25 protein-coding genes, 1 pseudogene and 1 other annotated feature are annotated in these 25,603 nt (G+C 63.6%); of the genes and pseudogenes, 9 read left to right on the forward strand and 17 right to left on the reverse strand.

Features of this window, described 5'->3' with window-relative positions:
• Positions 1-9 precede the first annotated feature (9 nt).
• The 7 genes from HHL08_RS21325 to HHL08_RS21355 form a co-directional block, all read right to left on the reverse strand.
• Positions 10-1,161, reverse strand: coding sequence for a hybrid sensor histidine kinase/response regulator (locus tag HHL08_RS21325; protein WP_169574974.1), 1,152 nt, complete (start codon positions 1,159-1,161; stop codon positions 10-12).
• A complete protein-coding gene (locus HHL08_RS21330) occupies positions 1,158-1,733 on the reverse strand; it encodes a chemotaxis protein CheB (protein ID WP_169574975.1) in 576 nt (191 codons plus the stop codon). The genes HHL08_RS21325 and HHL08_RS21330 overlap by 4 nt, the downstream gene beginning before the upstream one ends.
• Positions 1,730-2,581 carry a CheR family methyltransferase gene (locus HHL08_RS21335; RefSeq protein ID WP_169574976.1) on the reverse strand — a complete coding sequence of 284 codons (852 nt, stop codon included), beginning with the start codon at positions 2,579-2,581 and terminating at the stop codon, positions 1,730-1,732. The genes HHL08_RS21330 and HHL08_RS21335 overlap by 4 nt, the downstream gene beginning before the upstream one ends.
• Positions 2,566-6,009, reverse strand: a complete 3,444-nt coding sequence (locus HHL08_RS21340) for a response regulator (protein WP_169574977.1) — start codon at positions 6,007-6,009, stop codon at positions 2,566-2,568. Before HHL08_RS21340 ends, HHL08_RS21335 begins: the two co-directional genes overlap by 16 nt.
• A 233-nt stretch (positions 6,010-6,242) precedes the next feature.
• Positions 6,243-6,896, reverse strand: a complete 654-nt coding sequence (gene maiA, locus HHL08_RS21345; RefSeq protein WP_206378030.1) for a maleylacetoacetate isomerase — start codon at positions 6,894-6,896, stop codon at positions 6,243-6,245.
• 24 nt (positions 6,897-6,920) lie between these two features.
• Positions 6,921-7,247 (reverse strand): SDR family NAD(P)-dependent oxidoreductase, encoded by a 327-nt coding sequence (locus tag HHL08_RS26005; RefSeq protein WP_328804721.1) that lies wholly within the window; start codon positions 7,245-7,247, stop codon positions 6,921-6,923.
• On the reverse strand, positions 7,204-8,418 hold the full coding sequence (locus HHL08_RS21355) for a GGDEF domain-containing protein (RefSeq protein WP_235955208.1): 1,215 nt from the start codon (positions 8,416-8,418) through the stop codon (positions 7,204-7,206). Before HHL08_RS21355 ends, HHL08_RS26005 begins: the two co-directional genes overlap by 44 nt.
• A gap of 147 nt (positions 8,419-8,565) precedes the next feature.
• Between HHL08_RS21355 and HHL08_RS21360 the strand changes: the two genes are divergently transcribed.
• Complete coding sequence (locus tag HHL08_RS21360; protein WP_169574978.1) at positions 8,566-8,787, forward strand: hypothetical protein; 222 nt, start codon at positions 8,566-8,568, stop codon at positions 8,785-8,787.
• A gap of 36 nt (positions 8,788-8,823) precedes the next feature.
• On the opposite strand, the gene HHL08_RS21365 is transcribed toward HHL08_RS21360, so the two are convergent.
• Both HHL08_RS21365 and yaaA read right to left on the reverse strand, forming a co-directional pair.
• Complete coding sequence (locus tag HHL08_RS21365; RefSeq protein ID WP_169574979.1) at positions 8,824-9,534, reverse strand: SDR family NAD(P)-dependent oxidoreductase; 711 nt, start codon at positions 9,532-9,534, stop codon at positions 8,824-8,826.
• Complete coding sequence (yaaA, locus tag HHL08_RS21370; protein WP_169574980.1) at positions 9,531-10,283, reverse strand: peroxide stress protein YaaA; 753 nt, start codon at positions 10,281-10,283, stop codon at positions 9,531-9,533. The genes HHL08_RS21365 and yaaA overlap by 4 nt, the downstream gene beginning before the upstream one ends.
• Positions 10,284-10,466: 183 nt before the next feature.
• Positions 10,467-10,522, forward strand: a sequence feature (sul1 is cis-regulatory element that is thought to sense ions involved in sulfur or methionine metabolism; They are found in Alphaproteobacteria).
• Between the two features lie 67 nt (positions 10,523-10,589).
• On the opposite strand from yaaA, the gene HHL08_RS21375 reads away from it, so the two are divergent.
• The 3 genes from HHL08_RS21375 (at position 10,590) to HHL08_RS21385 (ending at position 15,366) form a co-directional block, all read left to right on the forward strand.
• Positions 10,590-12,071, forward strand: coding sequence for a SulP family inorganic anion transporter (locus HHL08_RS21375; protein ID WP_169574981.1), 1,482 nt, complete (start codon positions 10,590-10,592; stop codon positions 12,069-12,071).
• 255 nt (positions 12,072-12,326) lie between these two features.
• Positions 12,327-13,901: a Re/Si-specific NAD(P)(+) transhydrogenase subunit alpha gene (locus tag HHL08_RS21380; RefSeq protein WP_169574982.1), complete on the forward strand. Its 1,575-nt coding sequence runs from the start codon at positions 12,327-12,329 to the stop codon at positions 13,899-13,901.
• A gap of 13 nt (positions 13,902-13,914) precedes the next feature.
• Positions 13,915-15,366 (forward strand): NAD(P)(+) transhydrogenase (Re/Si-specific) subunit beta, encoded by a 1,452-nt coding sequence (locus HHL08_RS21385; protein ID WP_169574983.1) that lies wholly within the window; start codon positions 13,915-13,917, stop codon positions 15,364-15,366.
• 216 nt (positions 15,367-15,582) lie between these two features.
• On the opposite strand, the gene HHL08_RS21390 is transcribed toward HHL08_RS21385, so the two are convergent.
• Positions 15,583-15,744, reverse strand: a complete 162-nt coding sequence (locus HHL08_RS21390; protein WP_169574984.1) for a hypothetical protein — start codon at positions 15,742-15,744, stop codon at positions 15,583-15,585.
• 195 nt (positions 15,745-15,939) lie between these two features.
• Here HHL08_RS21390 and HHL08_RS21395 point away from each other — a divergent pair, with 195 nt between their 5' ends.
• Genes HHL08_RS21395 through HHL08_RS21415 form a run of 5 tightly spaced genes read left to right on the forward strand, consistent with a single transcriptional unit; the run spans position 15,940 to position 20,312 of the window.
• Positions 15,940-16,626, forward strand: a complete 687-nt coding sequence (locus HHL08_RS21395) for a 3-oxoacid CoA-transferase subunit A (RefSeq protein WP_169574985.1) — start codon at positions 15,940-15,942, stop codon at positions 16,624-16,626.
• Positions 16,627-16,640: 14 nt separating this feature from the next.
• The gene (locus HHL08_RS21400; RefSeq protein ID WP_169574986.1) at positions 16,641-17,291 is read left to right on the forward strand and encodes a 3-oxoacid CoA-transferase subunit B; all 651 of its coding nucleotides are present in this window, start codon (positions 16,641-16,643) and stop codon (positions 17,289-17,291) included.
• A gap of 13 nt (positions 17,292-17,304) precedes the next feature.
• Positions 17,305-18,096 (forward strand): enoyl-CoA hydratase/isomerase family protein, encoded by a 792-nt coding sequence (locus tag HHL08_RS21405; RefSeq protein ID WP_169574987.1) that lies wholly within the window; start codon positions 17,305-17,307, stop codon positions 18,094-18,096.
• A gap of 33 nt (positions 18,097-18,129) precedes the next feature.
• Positions 18,130-19,338, forward strand: coding sequence for a CaiB/BaiF CoA transferase family protein (locus tag HHL08_RS21410; RefSeq protein WP_169574988.1), 1,209 nt, complete (start codon positions 18,130-18,132; stop codon positions 19,336-19,338).
• The gene (locus HHL08_RS21415; RefSeq protein ID WP_169574989.1) at positions 19,335-20,312 is read left to right on the forward strand and encodes an NADPH:quinone oxidoreductase family protein; all 978 of its coding nucleotides are present in this window, start codon (positions 19,335-19,337) and stop codon (positions 20,310-20,312) included. Before HHL08_RS21410 ends, HHL08_RS21415 begins: the two co-directional genes overlap by 4 nt.
• 4 nt (positions 20,313-20,316) lie before the next feature.
• Here HHL08_RS21415 and HHL08_RS21420 read toward each other — a convergent pair whose 3' ends face one another.
• From HHL08_RS21420 to HHL08_RS26010, 7 genes and pseudogenes are all read right to left on the reverse strand, one after another.
• A complete protein-coding gene (locus tag HHL08_RS21420) occupies positions 20,317-21,300 on the reverse strand; it encodes an NAD(P)H-dependent flavin oxidoreductase (RefSeq protein WP_169574990.1) in 984 nt (327 codons plus the stop codon).
• A 1-nt stretch (position 21,301) separates the two neighbouring features.
• Entirely contained in the window at positions 21,302-22,312 is a 1,011-nt protein-coding gene (gene bioB, locus HHL08_RS21425) for a biotin synthase BioB (RefSeq protein ID WP_206378031.1), read from the reverse strand.
• Complete coding sequence (locus HHL08_RS21430) at positions 22,309-23,091, reverse strand: enoyl-CoA hydratase-related protein (protein ID WP_169574992.1); 783 nt, start codon at positions 23,089-23,091, stop codon at positions 22,309-22,311. Before HHL08_RS21430 ends, bioB begins: the two co-directional genes overlap by 4 nt.
• Positions 23,088-24,509, reverse strand: a complete 1,422-nt coding sequence (locus tag HHL08_RS21435; protein WP_169574993.1) for a 3-hydroxyacyl-CoA dehydrogenase NAD-binding domain-containing protein — start codon at positions 24,507-24,509, stop codon at positions 23,088-23,090. The genes HHL08_RS21430 and HHL08_RS21435 overlap by 4 nt, the downstream gene beginning before the upstream one ends.
• Positions 24,509-24,934, reverse strand: coding sequence for a biotin/lipoyl-containing protein (locus HHL08_RS21440; RefSeq protein WP_169574994.1), 426 nt, complete (start codon positions 24,932-24,934; stop codon positions 24,509-24,511). Before HHL08_RS21440 ends, HHL08_RS21435 begins: the two co-directional genes overlap by 1 nt.
• Entirely contained in the window at positions 24,931-25,359 is a 429-nt protein-coding gene (locus HHL08_RS21445; protein WP_328804722.1) for a biotin carboxylase domain-containing protein, read from the reverse strand. Before HHL08_RS21445 ends, HHL08_RS21440 begins: the two co-directional genes overlap by 4 nt.
• Positions 25,342-25,479, reverse strand: a pseudogene (locus HHL08_RS26010) (ATP-binding protein); the annotation flags it as partial. The pseudogene HHL08_RS26010 and the gene HHL08_RS21445, both read right to left, overlap by 18 nt.
• Positions 25,480-25,603 lie beyond the last annotated feature (124 nt).

Below are 25,603 nucleotides of genomic sequence, written 5' to 3' on the forward strand. Positions count from 1 at the left end.
GGCCAAGGATCAGGCCACTAGCGCACCGACCGTCGGCAACCGGACCTGGAAGACGCTGCCTTCGCCAGGCACGCTATGCTTAAGCGACAGCGCGCCACCGTGCAGCGCCACCAGTTGCCGGACCAGCGCCAGCCCGATGCCAAGGCCGTCCTGCGCATCGCCGGTCGGCCGCTTCACCTGCGCGAACAGATCGAAAATCCGCGCCTGCATGTCCGGCGCAATACCGATGCCGGTGTCCGCCACCTCTATCTCCGCCCAGCCATCCACGACGCGCGCGCTCAGGCGCACTTCACCGCCAGGCGGCGTATATTTGGCGGCATTGTTCAGCAGGTTGCTGGCGATCTGGACTACACGGGCATAGTCGGCGTCGATCCAGATCGGATCGTCGGTGATATCGATGACCAGCCGGTGCTGCGCCGCCTCGATCGTCGGCTGGCAGGTTTCCACGGCGAAGGCGAGGACGTCCTGTAGCAAGACATGCTGCGTCTTGAGCGAAATCTTGCCCTGGTCGATGCGGGCGATATCGAGGATATCTTCGATCAGGCGGGACAGATGATGGACATGCCGGCCCATCCGCGCCCGAATGTCGCGCGCAGCATCCGTCCCCTCTCGCTTTTCCAACAGGTGCAGGCCCGCACCCAGCGCGGCGATCGGGTTGCGCAATTCATGCCCCAGGATCGCAAGAAATTCATTCTTGCGCCGATCGGCCACCTGCAACGCAGCGGCGAGCGAGGCCAGTTCGTCGCGCTGCGCGGTGATTTGTCGCCGTTGATCGTGAAGGTCGAAGAAGATGGCGACCTTCGACCGCAAGATATCCGCTTCGATCGGCTTCTGGATGAAGTCCACCGCACCTGCCTCATAGCCGCGGAAGCGGCGTTGCCGGTCGGCGCTGCCCGCGGTGACGAAGATGATCGGGACATGACGGGTACGGTCGTTCCCCCGCATATATTCGGCCAGTTCGAACCCGTCCATGCCCGGCATCTGAACGTCGAGCAAGGCTAGGGCGACGTCATGGACCAGCACCAATTCCAGCGCATCCTCACCCGACCGCGCCTTCAGGCAGATCAGGCCGTCGCGCTTGAGCAGCGCTTCGAGCGCCAGCAGATTTTCCTCAAGGTCGTCGACCAGCAGGCAATAGAGGGGTTGGTTGTCGCTCGTCATGTCGTCGCCAGTGTCAGAAGATAAAGAATGATGTCGTCCAAGGTCATGGCACGCGCCGACGGACAGGCGGCGAGCGCCGCTGCTGGCATGGTCGCCACCTGCGCTTCGCCGGGTTCCTGCGCGATGGCGATACCACCGGCTTCACCCACCGCCGCAAGGCCGGCAGCGCCGTCATGATTGGCGCCCGTCAGGACGATCCCTGCAAGCGCGGAGCCATAGGCGTCCGCCGCGCTTTGCAGCAGCACGTCGATCGCCGGGCGGCTGTGGTTCACCGGCTCGTCCCAGGACAAGGCGAGCGAGCGGTCGGCCTCCACCAGCAGATGATAGTCCGAGGGCGCGAAATAGATCGTTCCCGCCGCGATCGGTTCCTTGTCCTCCGCTTCCCGAACCGGAAGCGGGCATTTGGACTGAAACAAAGCCACCAGCGCATTGCGGCGATCAGGCGGCACATGCACCACGATCAGCACCGGCAGCGGATAGGCGACGGGCAGCGCCGGCAATATCCGCAACAACGCCTGGACCGCGCCGGCCGACGCGCCAATCGCGATCGCCTGGATCGGCTGGGCCGTCATGGCTCCCGCCTCTGGTAGATTTTCTCTTCCCGCACGAAATCAGCGAAGGACGGCGCGTGGCAGGAAAAGCGCAGGCTCTCCTTCGACCCCAGCCCTAGAAAGCCCTTGCGCGCGAGCGAGTCGCGAAACAGGCCGAGCGCCCGGTCCTGCAAGTCGCGATCGAAATAGATGAGGACGTTGCGACACGAAATGAGATGCATTTCGGCAAAGACCGCGTCGGTCACCAGGCTGTGATCGGAAAAAACGACCTGCGATCGCAGGCTTTTGTCGAACACCGCGCGCCCATAATCCGCGGTATAATAATCCGACAGCGACGAACGAGCGCCCGATTGCTGATGGTTTTGCGTGAACTTGCGGATCTGGTCGAGTGGATAGATCCCCGCTTCGGCCGCCTGAAGCGCATTGGGGTTGATATCAGTCGCGTAGAACAGCGTGCGCTGGTCCAGCCCCTCCTCGCGGAACAGGATGGACAGCGAATAAAGTTCTTCCCCATTGCTGCACCCTGCGACCCAGACCTTGAGCGAGGGATAGGTCCGCAAATGCGGGATCACCTTTTCCCGCAAGGCGCGGAAATAGCCGGGGTCACGGAACATCTCGCTGACTTGCACCGTCAGATAGTTGAGCAGGCGCGGTAACGTCGCGGGATCGTGCAGCAGATGGTCCTGCATGGCGGAAAAGCTGGCGAAGCCCAGTTGCCCGCGCGCCTGGACCAGTCGGCGCTTGATCGACGCGCGCGCATAATGCCGAAAGTCATAATGATAGCGTTGATACAGCGCCTCCAGCAGCAGCTGGATTTCGATATCCTCGACGCCTGGTTGCACCTGGCCCTGCATTATCGCGGCATCCATACACGCACCAACGAGAGCAGTTTGTCGACGTCGATGGGCTTTGCCATATAGTCGTTGGCGCCCGCCTCAAGACAGCGCTGCTGATCGTCGGGCATCGCCTTGGCGGTCAGCATCAGGATCGGCAGCCCAGCCCAGCGCGGATCGCTGCGCAGCGCGCGGGTGGCGGTCAGCCCGTCCATCACCGGCATCATGACGTCCATGAGGACAAGGTCAATGCCCTTTGCGGGATCGTCCACAGACGCCGCCAGCGCATCGATCGCCTCCTGCCCGTTGCGCGCGATCTGGACCGACGCGCCGCGCGGTTCCAGTACGCTGGTCAGCGAATAGACGTTGCGCACGTCATCCTCGACAATGAGGATGCGGCGTCCTTCCAACGCGGCGTCGCGATTGCGCGCCTTCTGGATCATCTTGCGCTGTTCGGGCGGCAGTTCGGACACGACCTGATGCAGGAACAGCGACACTTCGTCCAGCAGCCGTTCGGGCGACTTGGCGCCCTTGATGATGATCGAACTGGAATAGCGGCGCAGGCGCTGCTCATCGTCGGGCGACAGGTCGTGGCCGGTATAGACGATGACGGGCGGGAAGCCATGATCCCCCTCCTCGCTCAGCGTCTCCAGCAGCGCAAAGCCCGACGTGTCCGGCAGGCTGAGGTCCAGCACCATGCAGTCGAACGTATGGTGGCGCAGCTGCTCCAGACATTCGGCCGCGGTGCCCACGCCCACCGTTTCAACGTCGTCGGTCAGCAGCAGCCGGGCGACGGCGTCGCGCTGGACCGCGTCATCTTCGACGATCAGGACGCGCCGCACCCGCGTCGCCAGCTTGGCGTGCAGGTTTTCCAGCACTTCGGCCAGTTGCTCGCGCTTCACCGGCTTCACCAGATAGCCGACCGCGCCGAGCGACAGCGCCGCCTGGCTATGATCGGATGCAGACACGACATGGATCGGAATATGGCGCGTCGCATCGTCATGCTTGAGCCGGTCGAGCACGGTCAGCCCGGACTGGTCGGGCAGGCCGAGGTCCAGCACGACCGCGCTGGGCTTATATTCCCGAGCCAGCTTCACCGCCTCTTCCGCGGTGCCCGCGATGATGCATTGGAAGCCCAAGTCGCGCGACAATTCGCACACAATGGATGCGAACACCTCATCGTCCTCGATGATCAGGAGCAGGCGGCGCCCTTCGGCGATAGAAGCGCGGTCGTCCTCCACGATCCATTTGGGCTGGCTCGGCACGCTTCTGGTGGGCGCGGGCGTTGCAGGCGCGACCGGCGCAGGTTCGACGCGGGAGGGCGGTGTGGCGGCGCGGGACGCAACCGTGGCCGGATCATAGGCAAGCGGCACGATCAGGGTGAAGCTGCTGCCTTCACCGGGCTTGCTGTCCAGACTGATGCTGCCGCCAAGCAGGCGAGCAAGCTGCCGCGAGATGGAGAGGCCAAGGCCAGTGCCGCCATAGCGTCGGCTGATCGTGCTGTCCGCCTGATGGAACGCCTCGAAGATATGCCCCTGCTGTTCCTTCGACATACCGATGCCGGTGTCGGTGACGGCCATGGCGATCCGGTTCCCCTCCACCGGCGACAGGGTCAGGCGCACGCTGCCCTGCTCGGTGAATTTGAAGGCGTTGGACAACAGGTTCTTGAGGATCTGCTCGATCCGCATCCGGTCGGTTTCGATCGCGCGGGGGCAATCGGGCGCAACCTCTATCTCGAACGCCAGGTTGCGGGTTGCGGCAACGGGCTGGAACATCTGGCGCAAATCGCCGACCAGCCGTTGCAGCGGCACGGTTTCGGGCTGGACCTGGATATGCCCCGCCTCGATCTTCGACAGATCGAGAATATCGTTGATGAGCGTGAGGAGATCATTGCCCGACGATTCGATCGTGCGGGCGAATTTGACCTGGTCGTGCGACAGATTGCCATCGGGATTGTCGCCGAGCAGCTTTGACAGGATCAACAGCGAATTGAGCGGCGTGCGCAATTCATGCGACATATTGGCCAGGAAATCCGACTTATACTGGCTCGCCTGCTCCAGCTCCCGCGCCTTCGTCTGTAGCGTGACGGCTACGCGTTCCAGTTCATCGCGCTGGTTCTCCAGCGTCTGCGCCTGTTCCTCCAACTGGCTGTTGGTTTGTTCCAGTTCGACCTGCTGTTGTTCCAGCCGAACCTGAGACTCCTTGAGCGCACGCCCCTGTTCTTCCAGTTCCTCGTTAGAAACGCGCAATTCCTCGCTCTGCGCCTGCAACTCGCCCGACTGGCGCTGGGTTTCCTCCAGCGCATCCTGCAACCGCGCGCGGAAGCGGGCCGATCGCAGGGCGATGCCGATCGCGGGCGCCGCCTGGTCCAGAAGGTCGAGGACGGCGGGGCTGACCGGGCTGAAAAAGCCCAATTCCAGCACGGCGTTTACGACCTCGTCCGCCTTGGCAGGGATAATGACCAGATGTCGGGGCCGGTCCCTGCCCAGCGCCGATCCGATCGTCATATAGCCAGCGGGAATATCTTGCAGGACGAGCGGCGCGCCTTCCGCGGCAACCTGTCCAAGCAGCCCATCCTTGACCAGGAAACCGGACGGCATATCGGCGTCGGCGGGAATGCCGAGCGTGGCGGCGCGCTGGAAACGGCCCCCTTCGCCCTTGAACAGCGCGCCGCCCTGAAAGCCGAGATAGCGGGCCAGGAAGACAAGGATCGCTTCGCCCACCTCTTCAACCGATTTCTCACCGCCCATCGCTTTGGCCAGGCCCAATTGGCCGGCCTGCAACCATTGCTGCCGCGCGCGGGCGCGGTTGCTGATGCGCATAAGGATGAAGATGGCGATGGTCAGGCCCGCGCCGATCAGGCTGGATATGATCCCGGTCATGATGGCGGTGCGCGACGCGGCGGCCATGTCGTCCATGCGGATCTGGCGCAACCGTAACTCTTCCTGCGCCATGGTGTTCAGTTCCGCCCGGATCGCATCCATTTCCATCTTGCCGCGGTCAGTCATCACCACGGCCAGCGACGCGGCGACTCCCTGGGTCCGGCGCAGATCTACGGTTTCGCGCAGTTCCGCCAGCTTGGCGTCGACATGCCGCTTCAGCGCGGCGACATTGGCCTGCTGCGTGGGATTGTCGCGGGTGAGGGTGGCGACCGCCTGCATCCGTCCGTTGAGATTTTTCACCGCACTGTCATAAGGTTCCAGATAAGCTTGGCTGCCTGTCAACAGATAGCCGCGCTGCCCCGTTTCGGCATCCTGGGTAGCCGATAGAAGTTCGTCCAGCGCCATCAACACGCTATGGGTGTGGCGGATCGCGCCGTCGCTGTCGCGCAGGCTCTGTATGTTGCGATAGGCGACCGCGCCGCTGATGACGAAAAAGGCCAATCCAACGGCCAACCCCAATGCTGCCCAGATCGATGCGCGCGACAGCGGGCTGGCCGCAAAAGCTGTTTTTCCGATTGCCATGGACGTTCGCGTAAAGGGGTCTAGGCCATCCGCCAAGCAATTGTTTTGCCGGATCAGCCGGGATTGCGGCGGGCACCCATGCAAAGCTGATCTGCATCAATATGCAGCCGCGCTGATCGTGTCAGGCTATTCCAAAGCTGTCGAACCGGCGTCCGCCTGCCTTGGCTCGGCAAACGTATCTGGCTACTGTTCGCGCCGATCGGCAGCGCGCAGGCGCAGCTTGCCTGTCGGCGTCAGGCCGCGTCGGCCTGCCTGTCGGGATGGGCTGCGGCGACGCACGGCTGCTCACGCACGCGGCGAACGGTTTCGAGCAGACGGGGGAAGGCCGTCAGGTCGACGCCGAAGCGCTCCGCCGAATAGAGTTGCGGCACGATATGGCAATCCGCGACGGTCAGCCTGTCGCCAAAGCAGAAGCGGCCGCCATAACGCGCCACCATCGATTCGAGCGCACCGAATCCCTCCATGATCCAATGCCCGGTCCAACCGCGCATCGCGTCCGATCCGGTGCCCAGCTCATCACGCAACCGATTGAGCACGCGCACATTATTGAGCGGATGGATGTCGCAGGCGACGATCATCGCCATGGCGCGGACCATCGCGCGGTCATCGGCATCGGTCGGCAACAGCGGCGGATGGGGATAGCGTTCGTCGAGCCATTCGATGATCGCGCTGGACTGGGTCAGGACATGCCCGCCCACCTCCAGCGCGGGCACCAGCCCCTGCGGATTGAGCGCCAGATAGTCGGGCGTGCGCTGTTCGCCCGTCCGCAAATCATGGCTTACCTGGCGATAGGCCAGCCCCTTCGCGTTGAGCGCGATCCGCGTCCGATAGCTGGTGCCGGACCGCCAATAGCCATGCAATGTCAGGGCGGTGTCATGCGTGTCCATAGCATGACGATAGCTGCCCCCAGCCTATCCGCCAAGGCCGATGCTCAATCCCTCCAGTCCCCATTTGGCCTTGCAATAAAGCGTGCGCCGCGGACCGCAGACATGGCCCATCTGCGACCCCATATGGATGATGGAGCCGCGCACACCAGCACTGATCATCCGCCGCGCGACGCTTTGCGCGACGAAGAAGGCGGCGCGCAGGTTAAGGCCCGGCAGCGCGTCGGCGTGGCCGCCCGCTTCCACCTCGCCGTTCAGGTCAAGCCGTGCAGGTCGGACATCGACCGCAACATAGCGGCCGGGACATGGATTATGCGACGGCCCGCCCAACATGGTGCAGATCGTCCGGCCCACAAAATTGCACCTGCGCCTTCCCCTTGGCTTTCGCACGATATAGCGCGGCGTCCGCACATGCCATCAATCGTTCAAGGTCTAGCCCCTGGTCAGGGGAAAGCGCGATGCCGATGCTGACGGAGATGCGCATCGCCACGCCATCGATGACATAAGGCTCGCTCAATTGCCGAATGACCCGGCGGGCAAGCAGTTCGCACTGGTCAGGATGTTTCACATCCGCCTGGATCAGCAGAAATTCGTCGCCGCCGAGGCGCGCGGCAACATCTTCCGCCCGGATGGTGGAGGCCAGGCGGCGGGCGACGTCGACCAGCATGCTGTCACCCACGGGATGGCCATATTGGTCATTAATCGCCTTGAACCCGTCCAGGTCGAGATAATGAATGGCCAGTTGACCGGCGGCATCCGCGGACCTCAGCCTTGCATGAAAGGATTCCCGCAGCAGCAGCCGATTGGGCAAGCCTGTGAGGGAATCAAAGCGGGCCAGCTTTGCAAGATCATGTTTGGCGGTCAGATGTTCGACCAGCGACGCATAGAGATGTCGCGCCGATGCCATGCTCATCAACCCCACCACGATCAGCAATAGCGCTTCGAGGGCGAAAAACTCGGCGTGCAGTTTCTCGCCATAATCGCTTGCGGCGTGGACAAGCATCGCAGCGGCGACCGGCCCAACCGCCAGGGACAGGCTGGTCGCGCAAAGCCATGGGCGACTGGCGTTGCGGGAAACGATGCCAGCGCCGAAAGTGAAGACGAGGCTGACCGTCGCGAGATGAACCAGCGGTTCATGCGCCATCAACACGCGCACATTCAATGTCGCGATCAGGATCGCGAACATATAGGTCAGGACGGCGTAGCGCCGTTCCCAGTGCGCCAGCTGCCCGATATCCTGAGATGCGCCACCCGATCGGTGATAACCCCGGATCAACAGCACGCGCCCAGCCGTCACGACGACCGCCATAGCGACCAGCGCGGATATCATGGCATCATGCCATTTGAGGTAGATGAGCGACCCGACCAGCGCATAGAGGATGCCAAAACCGATGATCGGCGTCGTCATGGTGAACAATGTGGAGACAAGGTCACGATAGACCGCGTTGGGCACGACGGGAACAGTGGCGCGATTGAACAGCGCCAGCCCCGATCGTCGGCCATCAGTCTGGTGTCGTCTCTCCATGCCGTCTTTGTTGAGCAGGAAGGTTAACAGTTTCCTATCGACGGGACGAACCGAACCCTGTCCCATCACGGTCCAAGCCTGCCGCTGGCGGTTTCGACGGAACAAGCACGTCCATGCGCCTGTTCTGATGGGAGAGGAGATGAGCACATGTATAAGGAACAGCAGGATGGCGACGTGGTAACCCATGTTTCCGCAGTCGAGGCAAAAGGTGGGTCAAAGTCCCGCGTAAGCCGCAATATTCTGGTGGTAAGCCTGTTTCTCGTCATCGTGGCGCTTGTGGCCAGTCTGGCCTTCGGCTTTTTCGAAACGGATCGGACGGGCGCGGATCAGGTTACGGCGGACAACACGGCACAATCCGACGTCAGGTGATGGTGTGAAAGGCGAAGCAAATCGCCGTTCAAATTGTCAGAACGGAATTAGCTCGCCCTGAAAATCGAAGAGTTTCCCGCTGTCGGATATTTTCAGTCCCTCGACCACATCGAGCAATTGCAGCGCGGCGCGCTCCGGGTCGAACAGGCGACTGGCCTGAACATTGGCCTGGAACGGCCGAGACAAGGCGGTATCCACCGTGCCGGGGTGCAGCGTCACGACGATCGCTCGATCGTTGCGACGGCGTTCCTCAATGGCCAGGTTGCACACCAGCATGTTGAGCGCCGCCTTCGATGCTCGATAGCCATGCCATCCGCCCAACCTATTGTCGCTAATGGAACCTACGCGCGCTGACAGGGCAGCGAACACCGTGCGCCCGGTCTTGGGCATGATCGGCAGGAAATGTTTCGCGATCAGCGTGGGACCGATCGCGTTGACGGCATAGACCTGTGCCAGCCAATCCGGGTCCAGATCGCGCAACGCTTTTTCAGGGCCGCGACCCGGCGCATGGAGCAGGCCGGTAGCGACAATGACCAGGGTCGGTGGCGGGCCGCCGGCGACATGCGCGGCGGCGGAGGCGATGCTGCTTTCATCGAGCAGGTCGAGATATTGCGATCCGACCCGCGACCGTGCGAAACCATGTACGACGTCGAACGCCGCTTCCTCGACCAGCGCGGCCTCCAATGCCGCGCCGATTCCGCCGGAAGCGCCGATGATGACGGCGGATGTCTTAGCAGACTGGCTCATGTCCGGGTGAAGCGCCAGCGATCCGCGTCGCTATCATCCGCATCGAAGCGATATCCATCGCTGTCGAAACCGCGCATCGCGTCTATGTCGGTGATATGATGTTCGCAGAGCCAGCGGGCCATCATGCCGCGCGCGCGCTTGGCATTGAAGCTGACGAAACGCGGACCGTCCGGACCGGGTTCGCGAAATTCCACTTCGATGACCCGCACGCCCGCCAATCGGCCTTTGACCGCGGCAAAATATTCCTGGCTGGCAAGGTTGAGGACGACGCCAGACCCTTCTTCGGCCAGTTCGGCCAACATGCGCTGGGCAATATCGTCGCCCCACCAGTCGGTCAGGCATTTGCGCCGCGGTGCCCAGCGCGTACCCATTTCGAGCCGATAGGGCCGGATGGCGTCGAGTGGCCGCAGCAACCCGTAAAGACCCGACAAGATGCGCACATGATCCTGCGCGAATGAAACCCCCGCCTGATCCAGCGTGTCCACCTCAAAGCCGGTATAGACGTCGCCGGCAAAGGCGAACAGCGCCGGTCGCTCCGGCAGGTCGGCAAAGTCGCGAAAGCGATCCGCATTCAGCTTGGCGAGGCGGGGCGAGATATGCATCAATTCGGACAGGCGTTTCTGCGTCAAGTTCGCCGCCGATCGTGCAAGGCCGAGCGCTTCGTCGGCGAAATGCGGCTTGGAAGCGTCGAGCGGCGGCAGCGCGCGCTCAAAATCGAGTGTCTTGGCGGGGGAAAGCAGGGCGATCATCCCGGCTGCGGTAGCGCCGACAGGCAGATGCGTCAAACCGTCAACGCCGGACGCTTGGACATATGGACGTCATTCCAGCGCCTTTTTGTCCGTCGCCCATCGCTGGTCCGACATCCTGTCGACGGACGATCATTCCCGCGCGTCTTGCCGCCTGCGATCCGTTGGGTTAGGAGGCCACATTCGCATGGACCCGGTGCAATTCCGGGTGGCTATTCCGGCCGCCGATCCGCCGGACAACGCATATCGCATGGCGACCGGCCTACGCTGCTTGCTCATACCCCTGTGCGATTTACGTCGGTTTTGTTCATGAACAGCACCCGTCTTTCGCGCTACCGCGCCGAATGGTTCCATGACGCGGCCAGTGCCCGGCGCGATATAATGGCCGGCATGGTCGGCACCTTCGCTTTGATCCCCGAAGTCATCGCCTTCTCCTTCGTGGCTGGCATCGACCCGGAAGTGGGCCTCTTCGCGTCCTTCGTGATCGGCATCGTCATTGCCTTCGCCGGCGGTCGTCCCGCGATGATATCCGGTGCGGCAGGATCGGTCGCGTTGGTCGCCGCGGCACTCGTCCATGCGCATGGGCTGCAATATCTTCTCGCCGCCACGCTCCTGGCCGGACTTTTCCAGATCGCATTCGGCCTGATGAAACTCCATCTATTGATGCGTTTCGTATCGCGATCCGTGCGAACGGGCTTCGTCAATGCGCTCGCCATCTTGATCTTCTCGGCACAATTGCCGCAGATGCTGGGGGTGACATGGCACAGCTACGCCATGATCGCCGGTGGCCTCGCCATCATCTACCTGATGCCGCGGATCACGACCGCCATTCCATCGCCGCTGATTTGCATCCTGGTCCTGACAGCGATCAGCATGGCCTTTCCCATGCCCATCCCTATCGTCGCAGACCTTGGCCGGCTGCCCTCCGCGCTACCGTCCTTGACGTTTCCCGCTGTGCCGCTCGTCTGGCAGACCCTACGCATCGTGGCACCTTACGCGCTGGCCATGGCGATGGTGGGCCTGCTTGAATCGATGATGACGGCCAGTGTGGTGGACGACCTGACCGACACGACCAGTTCGAAGGCGCGCGAATGTACAGGCCTGGGCTTGGCCAATGTCGCCGCGGGGCTTTTCGGCGGTATCGCGGGTTGCGGCATGATCGGCCAGACGGTCGGCAATGTGCGCTATGGCGGGCGCGGGCGCCTCTCGACCCTGGTCGCGGGCCTGTTCCTGCTTGTCGTCATGGTGCCGCTGCGGCCATGGGTCAGCCAAGTGCCGGTGGCCGCACTCGTCGCGATCATGATCATGGTGTCGATCAGTACTTTCTCCTGGGGATCGATCCGCGACCTGGCGCGCCATCCCAAAATGTCCGGCGTCGTCATGGTCGCCACTGTCGTCGTCACCGTCGCCACGCATGATCTGTCGGCGGGGGTCGCGGTGGGCGTCATGTTGAGCGGCGTCTTCTTCGCATTCAAAGTGACGCGCCTGATGCATATCAGCGCCGACTATGACGATGCGACAGACACCCGAATCTATACGATCTCCGGCCAGATATTCTTCGCCAGCGCGGATATTTTCGCGGACCGGTTCGACTTGCGCGATACAGCCGGGCATGTTCGCATCGATCTCACCGCGAGCCACTTGTGGGACGTTACTGCCGTTGGCGCGTTGGAAGAAGTGGTCGGCAAGATGCGCCGTCATGGCATATCGGTTGAGGTGATCGGCCTCAATCAGGCCAGCGCTATCCTGGTCGATCGCCTTGCGCCGGCGGTGAGCGGCGACGTTTCCTAAAGCAGGCTAGGAACGCAGGCCAACCGGGATGGTCGGACGAGGCAACATCATCACGGGAAACCGCAGGGAACAAGCGCGTCGCCGTTCATTGTTGTTGATATCAACCTACCATGGCGCGCGACATGCTGTCAGCCTAGCATAAATATACGCTTTTCGCCCGACAAGTCTTTCGCGATAGATTTATCGCGCCGCAACGATCAATAGGGCGTTGCGGCATGCATATGCCACGCAAAAATAAACCGGGGGGAGGAAGATTTGAAGATCGGTGCACCCAGAGAAGTGGCACAGGGGGAAGCGCGCGTTGCGCTGACGCCCGACAGCGCGCTGCAATTGCAGAAGCTGGGCCATATATGTCTTGTCGAAAGCGGCGCGGGCAAAGCGGCCGGCTTCGACGATGACAGCTATCGCGCGGCCGGCGTGACGGTGGTCCCAACCGCTGCCGAATTGTGGGCTGCTTTAGACGTCATCGTCAAGGTGCGTCCACCCGAAGCGGACGAGGCCGCCCAGCTGAAGCCAGGCAAGACGCTGATTTCCTTCTTCTATCCTGGCCAGCGTGGCGAAGAGTTGGCCGCGATCAGCGCGACCGGTGCCAATGTCATCGCGATGGATATGGTGCCCCGTATCTCGCGCGCGCAGAAAATGGACGCTCTGTCGTCCATGGCGAATATCGCCGGCTATCGCGCCGTGATCGAAGCCGGTGCCAATTTCGGCCGTTTCTTCACGGGCCAAGTGACCGCGGCGGGCAAGGTGCCGCCGGCCCGTGTACTGGTAATCGGCGCGGGTGTCGCCGGTCTGGCGGCGATCGGCGCGGCGACCTCTCTGGGGGCGATCACGCTGGCCTTCGACGTGCGGCCGGAAGTCGCCGAACAGATCGAATCGATGGGCGCGCAGTTCGTCTATCTCGACTTTTCCGAGGAACAGCAGGATGGCGCGGCGACCGGCGGATATGCCGCCCCGTCCAGCCCGGAATTTCGCGACGCGCAGCTCAAGAAGTTTCGCGAACTGGCGCCTACCGTCGATATCGTCATTTCCACCGCGCTCATTCCGGGGCGCGACGCCCCGGTTCTGTGGACCAAGGACATGGTCGAGGCGATGCGCCCCGGATCGGTCATCGTCGATCTGGCGGCGGAACGCGGCGGCAATTGCGAGCAGACGGTCACGGACGAGAAGATCGTTTCGCCGGGTGGCGTCACGATCATCGGCTATACCGATTTTCCCAGCCGGATGGCGGCGCAGTCCAGTTCGCTTTATGCCAGCAATATCCGCCACATGCTGTTCGACCTGACGCCGGGCAAGGATGGCGTGATCGTCCATAATATGGAGGATGACGTGATCCGCGGCGCGACCATCGCCTTTGAAGGCCAGGTTAGCTTCCCGCCGCCCCCGCCCAAGATCAAGGCGATCGCGGCACAAAAGCCCAAGCCCAAGGCGGAGGAACTTACGCCCGAACAGAAGCGAGCGAAGGACGTCGCCACCTTCAAGGCGCAGACCCGGTCGCAGGTCACGAATTTGATCGTCGCCGCGGTCGTGCTGATCGCCGTCGGCGCCGTGGCGCCCGCCAGCTTCATGGCCCATTTCACGGTCTTCGTGCTGGCCTGTTTCATAGGTTTCCAGGTGATCTGGAATGTCAGCCATTCGCTGCATACGCCGTTGATGGCGGTGACGAACGCGATTTCGGGGATCGTCGTTGTGGGCGCAATGCTCCAGGTCGGGTCGTCCAGCACCATCGTGATGGTTCTGGCGACGATCTCGATCCTGATCGCGTCGATCAACATCGTTGGCGGCTTCCTGGTCACGCGCCGGATGCTGGCCATGTTCCAGCGGTCCTAAGGGGGTAGATTTCATGTTCGATACCGGTGTGGTGTCCGCAGCCTATCTCTCGGCCGCGGTCCTTTTCATTCTGTCGCTGGGCGGCCTTTCCAATCAGGAAAGCGCCAAGCGCGCCGTATGGTACGGCATTGCCGGCATGGCCCTGGCCGTGCTGGCGACCCTCGTTGGCCCTGGCGTTGCCAATCTGCCGATCGTGGCCGGCACCTTCGCCGTCGCCGCCGTCATTGGCTGGATCGTGGCGATGCGCGTCCAGATGACCGAAATGCCCCAGCTTGTCGCCGCGCTACACAGCTTCGTCGGGCTTGCGGCCGTGTTCATCGGCTTCAACGCGCATTTCGAACTGGAAACGGTGAACGCGCTCGATCCTGCCGCCCGCGAATCGCTGACCGGCTTTGCCGGCCTGCTTGCGCACAAGACGCCGGTGGAAATCAACATCCTCAAGGTCGAGGAATTTCTGGGCATCTTCATCGGCGCGGTGACCTTCACCGGGTCGATCGTCGCCTTCGGCAAGCTCGCGGGCAAGCTGGACGGCAAGGCGAAAAAGCTGCCCGGCGGCCACGTCCTCAACGCCTCGGCGCTGCTGGCGACGCTCGTGTTGCTGATGATGTATGTCGGCAATATCGGCGTAGAGGGCCGCGAACTGACCGTCCTGCTCGCCATGTCGGCGCTGGCGCTGTTCATCGGCTTCCACCTCGTCATGGGCATCGGCGGCGCCGACATGCCCGTCGTCGTGTCGATGCTCAACAGCTATTCCGGCTGGGCGGCCGCCGCGATCGGCTTCACCCTGGGCAACGACCTGCTGATCGTCACTGGCGCGCTGGTCGGCTCGTCGGGCGCGATCCTGAGCTACATCATGTGCAAGGCGATGAACCGCTCCTTCGTGTCGGTGATCCTGGGCGGCTTCGGCGGAACGACCGGTCCGGCCGCGGAAATCGAGGGCGAGCAGGTCGCGATCGATGCCGATGGCGTAGCCTCCGCGCTCAACGAAGCAGACAGCATCATCATCGTGCCGGGCTATGGCATGGCGGTGGCGCAGGCGCAGCAGACGGTGAGCGAACTCACCCGCAAGCTGCGGGCGGCGGGCAAGAAGGTCCGTTTCGCAATCCACCCGGTCGCAGGCCGATTGCCGGGGCACATGAACGTGCTGCTGGCCGAAGCCAGGGTGCCCTATGACATCGTGCTGGAGATGGACGAGATCAACGACGACTTCCCGTCGACCGACGTGGTAATCGTCATTGGTTCGAACGACATCGTCAATCCGGCGGCGCAGGACGATCCCAACTCGCCGATCGCCGGCATGCCGGTGCTGGAAGTGTGGAAGGCCAAGCAGGTCTTCGTGTCGAAGCGCGGACAGGGCACCGGCTATTCCGGCATCGAAAATCCGCTCTTCTACAAGGACAATACCCGCATGTTTTACGGCGACGCCAAGGTCGCTGTGGACAGCCTGTTGGGGAAATTGGCCTGAAATATCAGGACGCCTGCGGGAGATGCATAATCCGCCCGCCGGCGTCCACTTAGCTAGCCCCCAATAACCGCGTAAGACCCATATTCTACAACGGTAGATCCAGCAGCGCGAATATCGCCCATGTCGTTGGAATGGAAGCCGCGTCCTTCATTCGCTTGGAACGCTAGCGGCAGCGCGATCCAGGGCTCAACCGAGGCCGTCCAGTCAACCAAGCGGTCACACGGATGCGACCAGCCCCTTGCTCGCCAAGGCCGGGATGCGTTCGCCATCGCTCCATTCCCATTGAAAATCAAAACTATCGGCGAGGCCGCCGAAGAAGCCATTATGTGGCTCAGGCTCCTGCGGGCTGCTCTGGAAATTGACGCTTGCCTCCATCATTCATCGCCTCTATCTATATCCGACGTTTAATCGGATTAAGCTTTCGACATGATCCTTTGACGCATTGCTCCATGTCCATGTCGTTTATTCGACGACAAGGAAGCTATGGTGGCAAATATGGCTATCTCACCTAGGTAATATCCGAAATATTATCGGTTATAGAGGTGGGAACGAGACAAGATGAGAGGGTTTCGCATGATAGACAAGATCAGTCCGTCCCTGCGGCAGGCGGTAGCCGATCTCCATGACGGCGCATCCATCATGATCAGCGGTTTCGGCGACGCGGGCGCGCCGCACGAACTGATGGAGGCGGTGATCGAACATGGCGCGAGCGACCTGACGATCATCAGCAACAATGCGGGCGCGGGTGAGACGGGCATCGCCGGGCTCATCAAGGCCAATCGGGTGCGCAAGGTCATCTGCTCCTTCCCGCGGCAGGCGGCGTCGCATCATTTCGACGCGCGCTATCGCGCCGGAGAGGTCGAGCTGGAGCTTGTCCCGCAGGGCAATCTGGCCGCGCGCATCCAGGCGGCAGGGTCGGGCCTGGGGGCTGTGTTCACGCCGACCGGATACGGCACGCTGCTGGCGGAGGGCAAGGAAACCCGTGAGATTGACGGGCGCAATTATGTGCTGGAATATCCCATTCATGCCGACTTCGCGTTGATTAAGGCGCGCGCTGGCGATCGTTGGGGCAACCTCGTCTATCGCAAGGTGGCGCGCAATTTCGGTCCGATCATGGCCATGGCGGCCAAGACCACGATAGCGCAGGTGTCTGAGGTCGTGGAACTGGGGGCGCTCGATCCCGAAGCGGTCGTCACGCCCGGCATCTTCGTCAATCGGGTGGTGCAGGTCGCACCTCTATCCGTCGCAGCTGCGGCCTAAAGGAGACAAGCATCATGCAGCGGATGAACCGTGAAGAGATGGCCGCGCGGGTCGCGCGGGACATTCCAGAGGGCGCTTATGTCAATCTGGGCATCGGCCTGCCGACCAGGGTGGCGAATTTTCTACCACAGGAACGCGACATCTTTCTGCAGAGCGAAAACGGCCTGCTGGGCATGGGACCGGCACCCGCCGAGGAGGATATCGACTGGGAACTCATCAATGCAGGCAAGCAGCCCGTGACGCTGCTGGCGGGTGGCTCCTTCTTCCACCATGGCGATTCCTTTTCGATGATGCGGGGCGGGCATATCGACATCTGCGTGCTCGGCGCGTTCCAGGTGTCGGTCAACGGCGACCTGGCCAACTGGCATACAGGCGCACCGGACGCCATTCCGGCGGTGGGCGGAGCCATGGACCTGGCCGTGGGCGCCAAACAAGTGTTCGTGATGATGGATCTGCTGACCAAAGCCGGCGAGAGCAAGCTGGTCGCCCAATGCAGCTATCCGCTGACTGGCCTGTCCTGCGTATCGCGCGTCTATAGCGACGTCGCAATCTTCGACGTGGGTCCGGCGGGCGCGCATGTCATCGAAATGGTGCCGGGTCTGACGATCGACCAACTGCGCGACATGACGGGCGTAGACCTGCAACTGGCGCTGGAAATCGCGTGAGGAGGAAAGCGGCATGACCGTCAGCCACAGCTTCGGCGCTTTCACGCTGGATGTGCGGGACAATGGGGTGGGACTGCTCACCTTCTCGCGTCCGCCGGTCAACGCCGTGTCTCTCTCCGTCTATGAGGAGATCGGCCGCTTTGCCGACCATGTCGCGGCGGACCAGACGATCCGCGTGATCGTCATCACCGCGCCGGACGATGCCCGCGCCTGGTGCGGCGGCGCGGACCTGCACGAGTTCAAGGGGATGACGGCGGAAAAGCGTAAGGAGCGCTACCAGTTCATCAACGCCCAATTGCCCCGTTTCCATCATATCGACCGGCCGATGATCGCCGCGATCCGGGGGGCGACGGTCGGCGTGGGCGTGATGCTGGCCGGCATGTGCGACCTGCGCATCGCGGCCGAGGATGCGCGCTTCGCCTGCCCCGAGGTCGATTATGGGCTGGTCGGCGGCAGCGCAGGTCTGTTCGCGAGCCTGCGTATGCCGGAGGCCAAGGTGCGCGAGATGATCTACACCGGCCGTACTTTCACCGCGCGGGAACTCGAATCCACCGGCTTCTTCAACTATGTCGTCCCCTCCCCGGCCGTGCTGCCGATCGCGCTCGACCTAGCCAACCAGATGGCGCGCAAGAGCATGCCGACGCTGCGCGCCCGCAAGCTGGCGTCGCTGACCTGGGAAGGGTCGGAATGGATGGACGCCTATCTGGAGGCGCAGGAGGCGTCGTCCACATTGGTTGAACATCCCGAAAGCGAGGCGGGCGTATTGGCGGCGCTGGAACGACAGAAAAAGCAATCGCGCCCCTGACAGGCCGGACGAGATAGATTGGGTGGAGAGCATATGCCGGGCCTGAACGACCTTGCCGAAGACAAGCCCGCAATGGCTGGATTTGGCCCACTGGCCGGCTATCGTATCTTGGAGTTCGGCACCAATCTGACTGCGCCCATGGCGACGATGCTGATGGGCGATCAGGGCGCGGATGTCATCAAGGTAGAGCCGATCGCCGGCGAACAGTTGCGCAGCAGCGGCGACCAGCGCAGCGGCGTGGCCAAGATGGGCGCGATGTTCCTGAACGCCAATCGCAACAAGCGCTCCATCGCGCTCGACCTCAAGCGCGCCGATCATCTGGATGCGGCGCTGCGTATCGCGGGCCAGTGCGACGTCGTCGTGCAGAATTTCCGGCCCGGTGTCGCCGATCGCATCGGCATCGGCTATGACGCGATCGCGCCCATGCGGTCCGACATCATCTATGTGTCGATCGATGGTCTGGGCGACAGCGGCCCGGAGGCGCACCGCCGCGTCTATGACATCGTCGTCCAGGGGATCGCCGGGATCGCCGCCGTTCAGGCGGATAGCGTGACCGGCGAACCGACCACGATCCGCAACGCCATCGTAGACAAGGCGACCGCGCTGGTGGTCTGGCAGGCCGTCACCGCCGCGCTATTAGTGCGCGAACGGACCGGCATGGGCCAGCATATCCGCGTCAGCATGTTGAACGTCGCCCTGTCCTTCATCTGGCCGGAGGTGATGAGCAGCAGCACGCTGATCGGCGAGGACGTCGTGGTCGGCGGATCGATGGCCGGCGTGCGCTACTGCTTTGCGACGGCGGACGGCCATATATTGGTGGGTTTCGTGACCGATGACGAATTTGCCGGCGTCTGCCGGGTGCTGGGTTGCCCGGACCTGCCGGACGATCTCCGCTTCGATACGGTGGCCAAGCGCTTTGCCAATGCGGCGGCGTTGAACGCGCTGATCGGCGCGTGCCTGTTGCAGCAGCCCACCGGATATTGGCTACCCCGCTTGCGAGAGGCGGACGCCGTCTACGCCCCGATCAACCGGCCGGACGATCTGGCGGCAGATCCGCAGATCATGGCGATCGGCGCGCTAGCCGAGCATGACCATCCCGTAGCAGGCCGTTATCGCCAACCCGTCCACCCCATCCGCTTTTCCGGCACGCCCACCCGGCTGCATCGTCATGCGCCGATGCTGGACGCGGACCGTGACGCGATATTGGCGGAGTTCGGTGTCCGGCTGGCGAACGCGCCATGAAGGCGTGGGTATGCCGCCGTTTCGCCGCGCCCTTCGACATTGCGATAGAAGATATGCCGGTGCCCGAACCGGGTCCGGGCGAAGTGCGAATCCGCGTCCATGCGGCCGGCCTGTCCTTTGGCGAGACGATGGTGCTGGAAGGCCGTTATCAGAAGACCCCGCCCCTGCCCTATATCCCGTCAAGCGAGATGGCGGGGGTGGTCGATGCCTGCGGTCCCAGCGTCACGCGGCTGGTGCCGGGCCAGCGTGTCGCGGCTTTCTCCGTCTCGCTCGACGGCGGTGGCCTCGCCGAATATTGCGTTCTGCCCGAATCCTTCGTGCATGGCATCGCCGACGACCTGGCCTTCGCGGATGCCGCCGGATTTCTGATGAACCACTGGACCGCCTTCAATGCGCTGGTGCGGCGAGGCAATCTGCAAGCGGGCGAAGTGCTGCTGGTCCATGGCGCTACGGGCGGAACCGGGTCGGCGGCGCTTGACGTCGGTCGCGCGATCGGCGCGACGGTGATCGCCACCGGCAGCGACGATGCGAAGCTGGCGCGCGTAACCGCCGACCATCGGATCAACCATGTCACGACGCCGCTGCGCGAACGTATATTGGAGATTACCGGCGGTCGAGGCGCGGATGTGATCTTCGATCCCGTCGGTGGCGACCTGTTCGATCAGTCGATGCGCGCCATCGCGACCGGCGGCCGCCTGCTGGTGATCGGCTTCACATCCGGCCGTCCCGCCATGGCCCGGACCAATGTGCTATTGGTCAAGATGATATCGGTCATCGGGGTCGAAGGTCGGCTCGCCATAGAGCGCATGGGCGAGCAGGGCTGGAACGACTTTCGCGAGATGCTGGCCTGGGCGGCGGACGGACGGCTCAAGCCGCAGGCCGGGACATGTTTCGCCTTTGCGGATGCCCGGCGGGGCTATGCAGAGATTCTGGCACGCAAACATGCGGGCAAATGCGTCGTGCTGATCGACTGAGCGCTTAGCCGCAGATCATGCCTGCCAGCCGGTCCGTAATGATCGCGCGCGCGTCCGCGACCATGCGGTCGATCAGTTCGGCGCAACTGGGTATGTCGTGGATCAGCCCCTGCGCCATGCTGGCCCAATAGATGCCGCTGTCGACCTCGCCCGATTGCAGCAGCGCCTTGCCGCGCAGTCCGCTGACCAGTTCTGCGACGTCGGCGAAGACGGCGTCGGGCGCGGCGGTCCGACGAAGGACTTCGGTCGAGACAGCGTTGCGGCCAACGCGGGCGGAATTGCGGAAGGGGCGAAAGAGAATGTCGGTTTCGCGCTCGTCCTTGTCTACATAGGCCTGCTTCACATTGTCATGGATCGGCGCTTCGCGCGTGGCGCAAAAGCGCGTGCCCATCGTCACCCCGTCAGCGCCCAGCGCCAGCGCCGCCGCCAGCCCGCGACCGTCAGCGATGCCGCCGCTCGCCAGCAGCGGCACGGATAGACGATCCACGGCGGCGGGGATCAGCACCAGACCCGGCACATCATCCTCGCCCGGATGCCCCGCACATTCGAAGCCATCGATCGACACGGCATGGACGCCATAGCGTTCCGACGACAAGGCGTGGCGGACGGAGGTGCATTTATGGATGACGCGGACGCCGCGCGCGAAGAGCAGATCCCAGACTTCACGCACCTCAGGGGTGCCGGCAGTCTCGACCACGCTCACACCGCCATCGGCGATCGCATCCACAATGGCGCCATAGTCGGGCGGCCGCATGGTCGGGAAGACGGAGATGTTGACGCCGAAGGGCGCCGTCGTCAGCGCCTGGCAGGCCGCGATCTCCTGCGCCAGCGCGCTAGGATTGGGGAAGGTCAGCGCGGTTATCATGCCCAGGCCACCGGCGTTCGAAACCGCCGCCGCCAGTGGCGCATAGCCGACATTCTGCATTCCGCCCTGCACGATGGGATAGCGGATGCCCAGAAGATCGGTAACGCGGGTGCGCAAGCTCATCTCAGCTTGACGGTGCCAACCCGAGCTTGGCGAACAGCGCCGTGTCTGCGTCGCCGCCATTATTGCTCGTGGTCAGCAGGCGATCGCCGGTGAAGATGGAATTGGCGCCGGCCATGAAGCAGAGCGCCTGCCCCGCCTCGCTCATGCTTTCCCGGCCGGCCGAGAGGCGCACGACGCTGCGGGGCATGGTGATCCGCGCCACAGCGACCGTGCGCACAAATTCTATCTCATCAATCCGCGCCAGCGGCGTGTCCGCCAGCATGTCGCCCAACATAGTGCCGGGGATTGGCACCAGCGCGTTCAGCGGGACGCTGTCTGGCGGTTCGGGCAGGCTGGCCAGCGCATGGAGGAAGCCGATGCGATCTTCGCGCGTTTCGCCCATCCCCAATATGCCGCCGCAGCATACCGCCATGCCCGCCTGGCGCACATGGTCCAGCGTGTCGAGCCGGTCCTGAAAGCTGCGGGTGGTGATGACCCGGTCATAATAGTCCGGGCTGGTGTCGATATTATGGTTGTAATAGTCGAGCCCGGCTTCCGCCAGTGCATCGGCCTGATCGCCGCTCAACATGCCCAGAGTCATGCAGGTTTCCAGGCCCAGCGCCTTCACCCGCCGCACCATATCGAACAACGCGGGCATGTCGCGCGCCTTGGGTTCGCGCCAGGCCGCGCCCATGCAGAAACGGCTGGAACCGGCGGCTTTCGCCGCCCGCGCGGCGGCGACGACCGTGTCGGCATCGATCAGCTTTTGCGCCTTCACCCCGCTCTTGGCGAAGGCGGACTGGCTGCAATAGCCGCAATCTTCTGCGCAGCCGCCCGTCTTGATAGACAGCAAAGTGGACAGTTGTACGGCGTTGCGCGGATGGTGCAGGATATGCACAGCATAGGCCTGCGCCACCAGATCCAGGAAGGGCAGATCGAACAGGGCTGCGATGGTTTCGCGCGCTATGTCGGGCAGCGATTCCTCGGTTAGAGATTGGGCGGGCGCAGCGTCCAGCGGGGACAGATGATTCATGTGCCGCTCCATTGCGGGTCGCGCTTCTCGAAGAAGGCGGTTGTGCCTTCACGCTTGTCGGCGGTGCCGAACAGCGCGGAAAAGGCCTGGCGTTCCAGCAGCAGATGCGCGGACTGGTGCGTTTCGAAGGTCGCGCGGACCATCGCCTTGCCCTGCTGCATCGCCAGCGGCGCGCGGGCGGCAATGCGGGTGGCAAGATCGGTCGCGACTGGCAATGCCTGCCCATCCTCGACCACTTGCGCGATGAGGCCTGCCTGCAATGCTTCGGCGGCGGAGAGCGGATCGCCCAGCAACACCATCCGCATCGCCCGGCTGCGGCCGACCAGCCGGGGCAGGATTGCGGTGCCGCCGGCCCCCGGAATGATGCCCAGATTGGTTTCGGGCTGGCCGAATTTCGCGCTCTCCCCGGCCACGACCAGGTCGCAGCACATCACCAGTTCGTTCCCGGCACCCAGCGACCACCCCTCGACCGCCGCGATCAACGGCTTGGAAAAGCCGCGGATGCGCGTCCAGATCGCCGGGCGGAGATCGGCGAGTGCGCCGCCGGTATCGCGGGATGCCAGTTCGTTGATGTCCGCGCCCGCAGCAAAGAAGCGGTCGGCACCGGTGATGACCACCGCGCGGATCGCGGGGTCGGCCGCGGCGGCGTCCAGCGCATCGGCGACCCAGCCGAGCAGGTCGGTCGCCAGCGCATTGCGCTTTTCGGGCCGGTTCAGACGCAGCAGCAGCCCATGGGCGCCGATCGGTTCGATCAGCAAGATGTCCTGCGTTTCGCTCATGCGCCGTTCCTCAGATAATGGGATGGCCGGTACATTGCCTCACCAGTGCCGTCCGCAATGCCATCGAGCAGGCGGACGAGCGCCCCGCGGCCACAGCGGTCGGCCCAGGCGAAGGGGCCATAGGGATAGTTGGCGCCATAGCGCAGCGCAGCGTCGATGCCCTGTTCGTCCGCCACCCGTTCCAGCACGGCGTCGGCGGCGGCATTGGCGAGTTGCGCCAGCGTCCGTGCGACGATCATGCCCGGTCGATCAGCGATTTCGACGCCAGCGCGCGATTGCGCCGCGAGCAGGCTGAGCGCATCGGGCCGTGCGCTTTCGTCGGACAGGGTGAAGCCGACCGGCCCTGTGGCGTCGGCCGGGGACCAATCGAACAGGATGACCGGCGCGCCCAAGGTGTCGCTTTCCCGGCGCGCGGTCAGCCCCTGGGTCATGCCGACGAACAGCGCGCCGCAGCGCAGGAAGGTGCCGGGCGCGGCATCCTTGAGCGCTGCCATCGCTTTTTGATACGTATCCGTAACGATTATATCAGAAGCTTGTGGATCGGCGGCCTTCGGCGCGCCGTCGCGATAGTCATAGACGCCCCGGCCCGACTTGCGCCCGTACCAGCCGGCATCGACCAGCGCCGCCTGGCGCAGTTGCGGCACGAAGCGGGTGCGGCCGAAATAGGAATCGAACACGGACCGAGTGACGGCGAAGTTGACGTCCTGGCCGATCAGGTCGGTCAGCTCCAGCGGTCCCATGCGGAAGCCTGCCGCGCGGAACAGGGCGTCTATGGACGCGGCATCTGCCGCGCCCTCGTTCAGCGCGGTGAAGGCCTCGCCATAGAAGGGCCGCGCCACGCGGTTGACGATGAAACCCGGCACGTCGGCGACGGGGATCGCGACCTTGCCCCAGCTTTCCGCCGTTGCCCTGATCCGCGCCGCCACCGCCGGATCGGTCGCTGCGCCGGAAATCACCTCGACCAGCTTCATCGCCGTCGCCGGATTGAAGAAATGCATGCCGACGAACCGCGCGGGTTGCTTGAGGCCCCGCGCCAGGCGGGAGATCGGCAGGGATGAGGTGTTGGTCGCGATGATCGCGTCCGGGGCGACGATCGCCTCGATCCGTTCGAACAACTGGCCCTTTATGCCCGCATCCTCGATGATCGCTTCGATCACTAGGTCGCGGTCGGCCAGCGCATCGAGCGTGGACACCCATTGCATCCGTTCGCCGATCGTCCGCGCTTCGTCCGCCGACAGCTTGCCGCGTGCGGCCAGCTTGTCGAGGTCAGCCAGCGTCCGAGTGCGGCTCGTTTCCAGCGCCTCTATATTGACGTCGAAGATGAGGACGGACGCGCCGGCCTGCGCCGCGACCTGGGCGATGCCCGATCCCATGGCGCCTGCGCCGCAGACGGCGACTTTTCCGATCGTGGCGTTCATTACGCCGCCGCCGCGATCGATAACAGGGTCGAGCCATATTCCAGCAGCGCGCCGGGCACCGCGTCCACGCGGACGATCGTGCCGGAAACCGGGGCGGTTATGTCCTCCTGCTCGTCCAGAACCCGCAAGGTCGCAACGGGCTGGCCGGCGACCACCTGCGTACCCACGGCCAACGCCTGTTCCAGCGTGGCGACATGGGGGACCGGCACCGCGGTTTCGGGGCCGGCCTGCGGCGCGGGCGCTGCAACCAAAGGCGCAGGCGCAACCGTCCGCATCGGATTGGCCCCGCCGCCGTCGCGCGCCAGAAATATTTCCGTGTCACCGGACGCGACATGCAATTGCTGCCAGCCGCCCGTCAGCAGCGTATCGAGCAGCGCGCGGGCATCGTCGATCGCCGCGATCACGGGGTCTTTTTCGGCCGTCATGCCGCTTTCTTTCCATAGTCGGGGAGGAGAACCTGTTCGAGCCAGCGGGTGTGGATGCGGTTCTCGATAAAATCAGGGTGGGCGATAATCGCGCGATGCAGCGGCAGCGTGGTCGGTACGCCTTCCACCACGAAATTGTCGATGGCGTCAGCCAGCCGGGCGATCGCGTCCGCCCGGTCGCTGCCATGGACGATCAGCTTGCCCACCATGCTGTCGTAAAAGGGCGGGATTATCGCGCCGGCGGACATATGGCTGTCCAGTCGGATGCCCGGTCCCTGCGGCGGTTCCCAGCGGGTGATGCGGCCGGGGCTGGGCAGGAAATCGCGCGCCGCGTCCTCCGCATTGATCCGGCATTCGATGGCGTGGCCGCTGATCTTGACGTCCTGCTGGCTGACGGACAGGCCCCCGCCGCCCGCGATGCGGATCTGTTCCTGCACCAAGTCGAAGCCGGTGATCATTTCGCTGACCGGATGCTCCACCTGGATGCGGGCGTTGACCTCAATGAAGTAAAATTCCTGCCGTTGGACGTCGAACAGAAATTCGGCGGTCGTGTTGCCTCATGAAGCGATGTTCCCGAGCGGCATAGCCATTGCCTCACGTAAATGCTCCCTACAGGAGATCACCCTCACGGACTATTCCTTGCGCGACTGGGGGCCGCGCAGCGGAGCC

The organism is Sphingobium psychrophilum, assembly GCF_012927105.1.
GTDB classification, from domain to species: Bacteria; Pseudomonadota; Alphaproteobacteria; order Sphingomonadales; family Sphingomonadaceae; genus Sphingobium; species Sphingobium psychrophilum.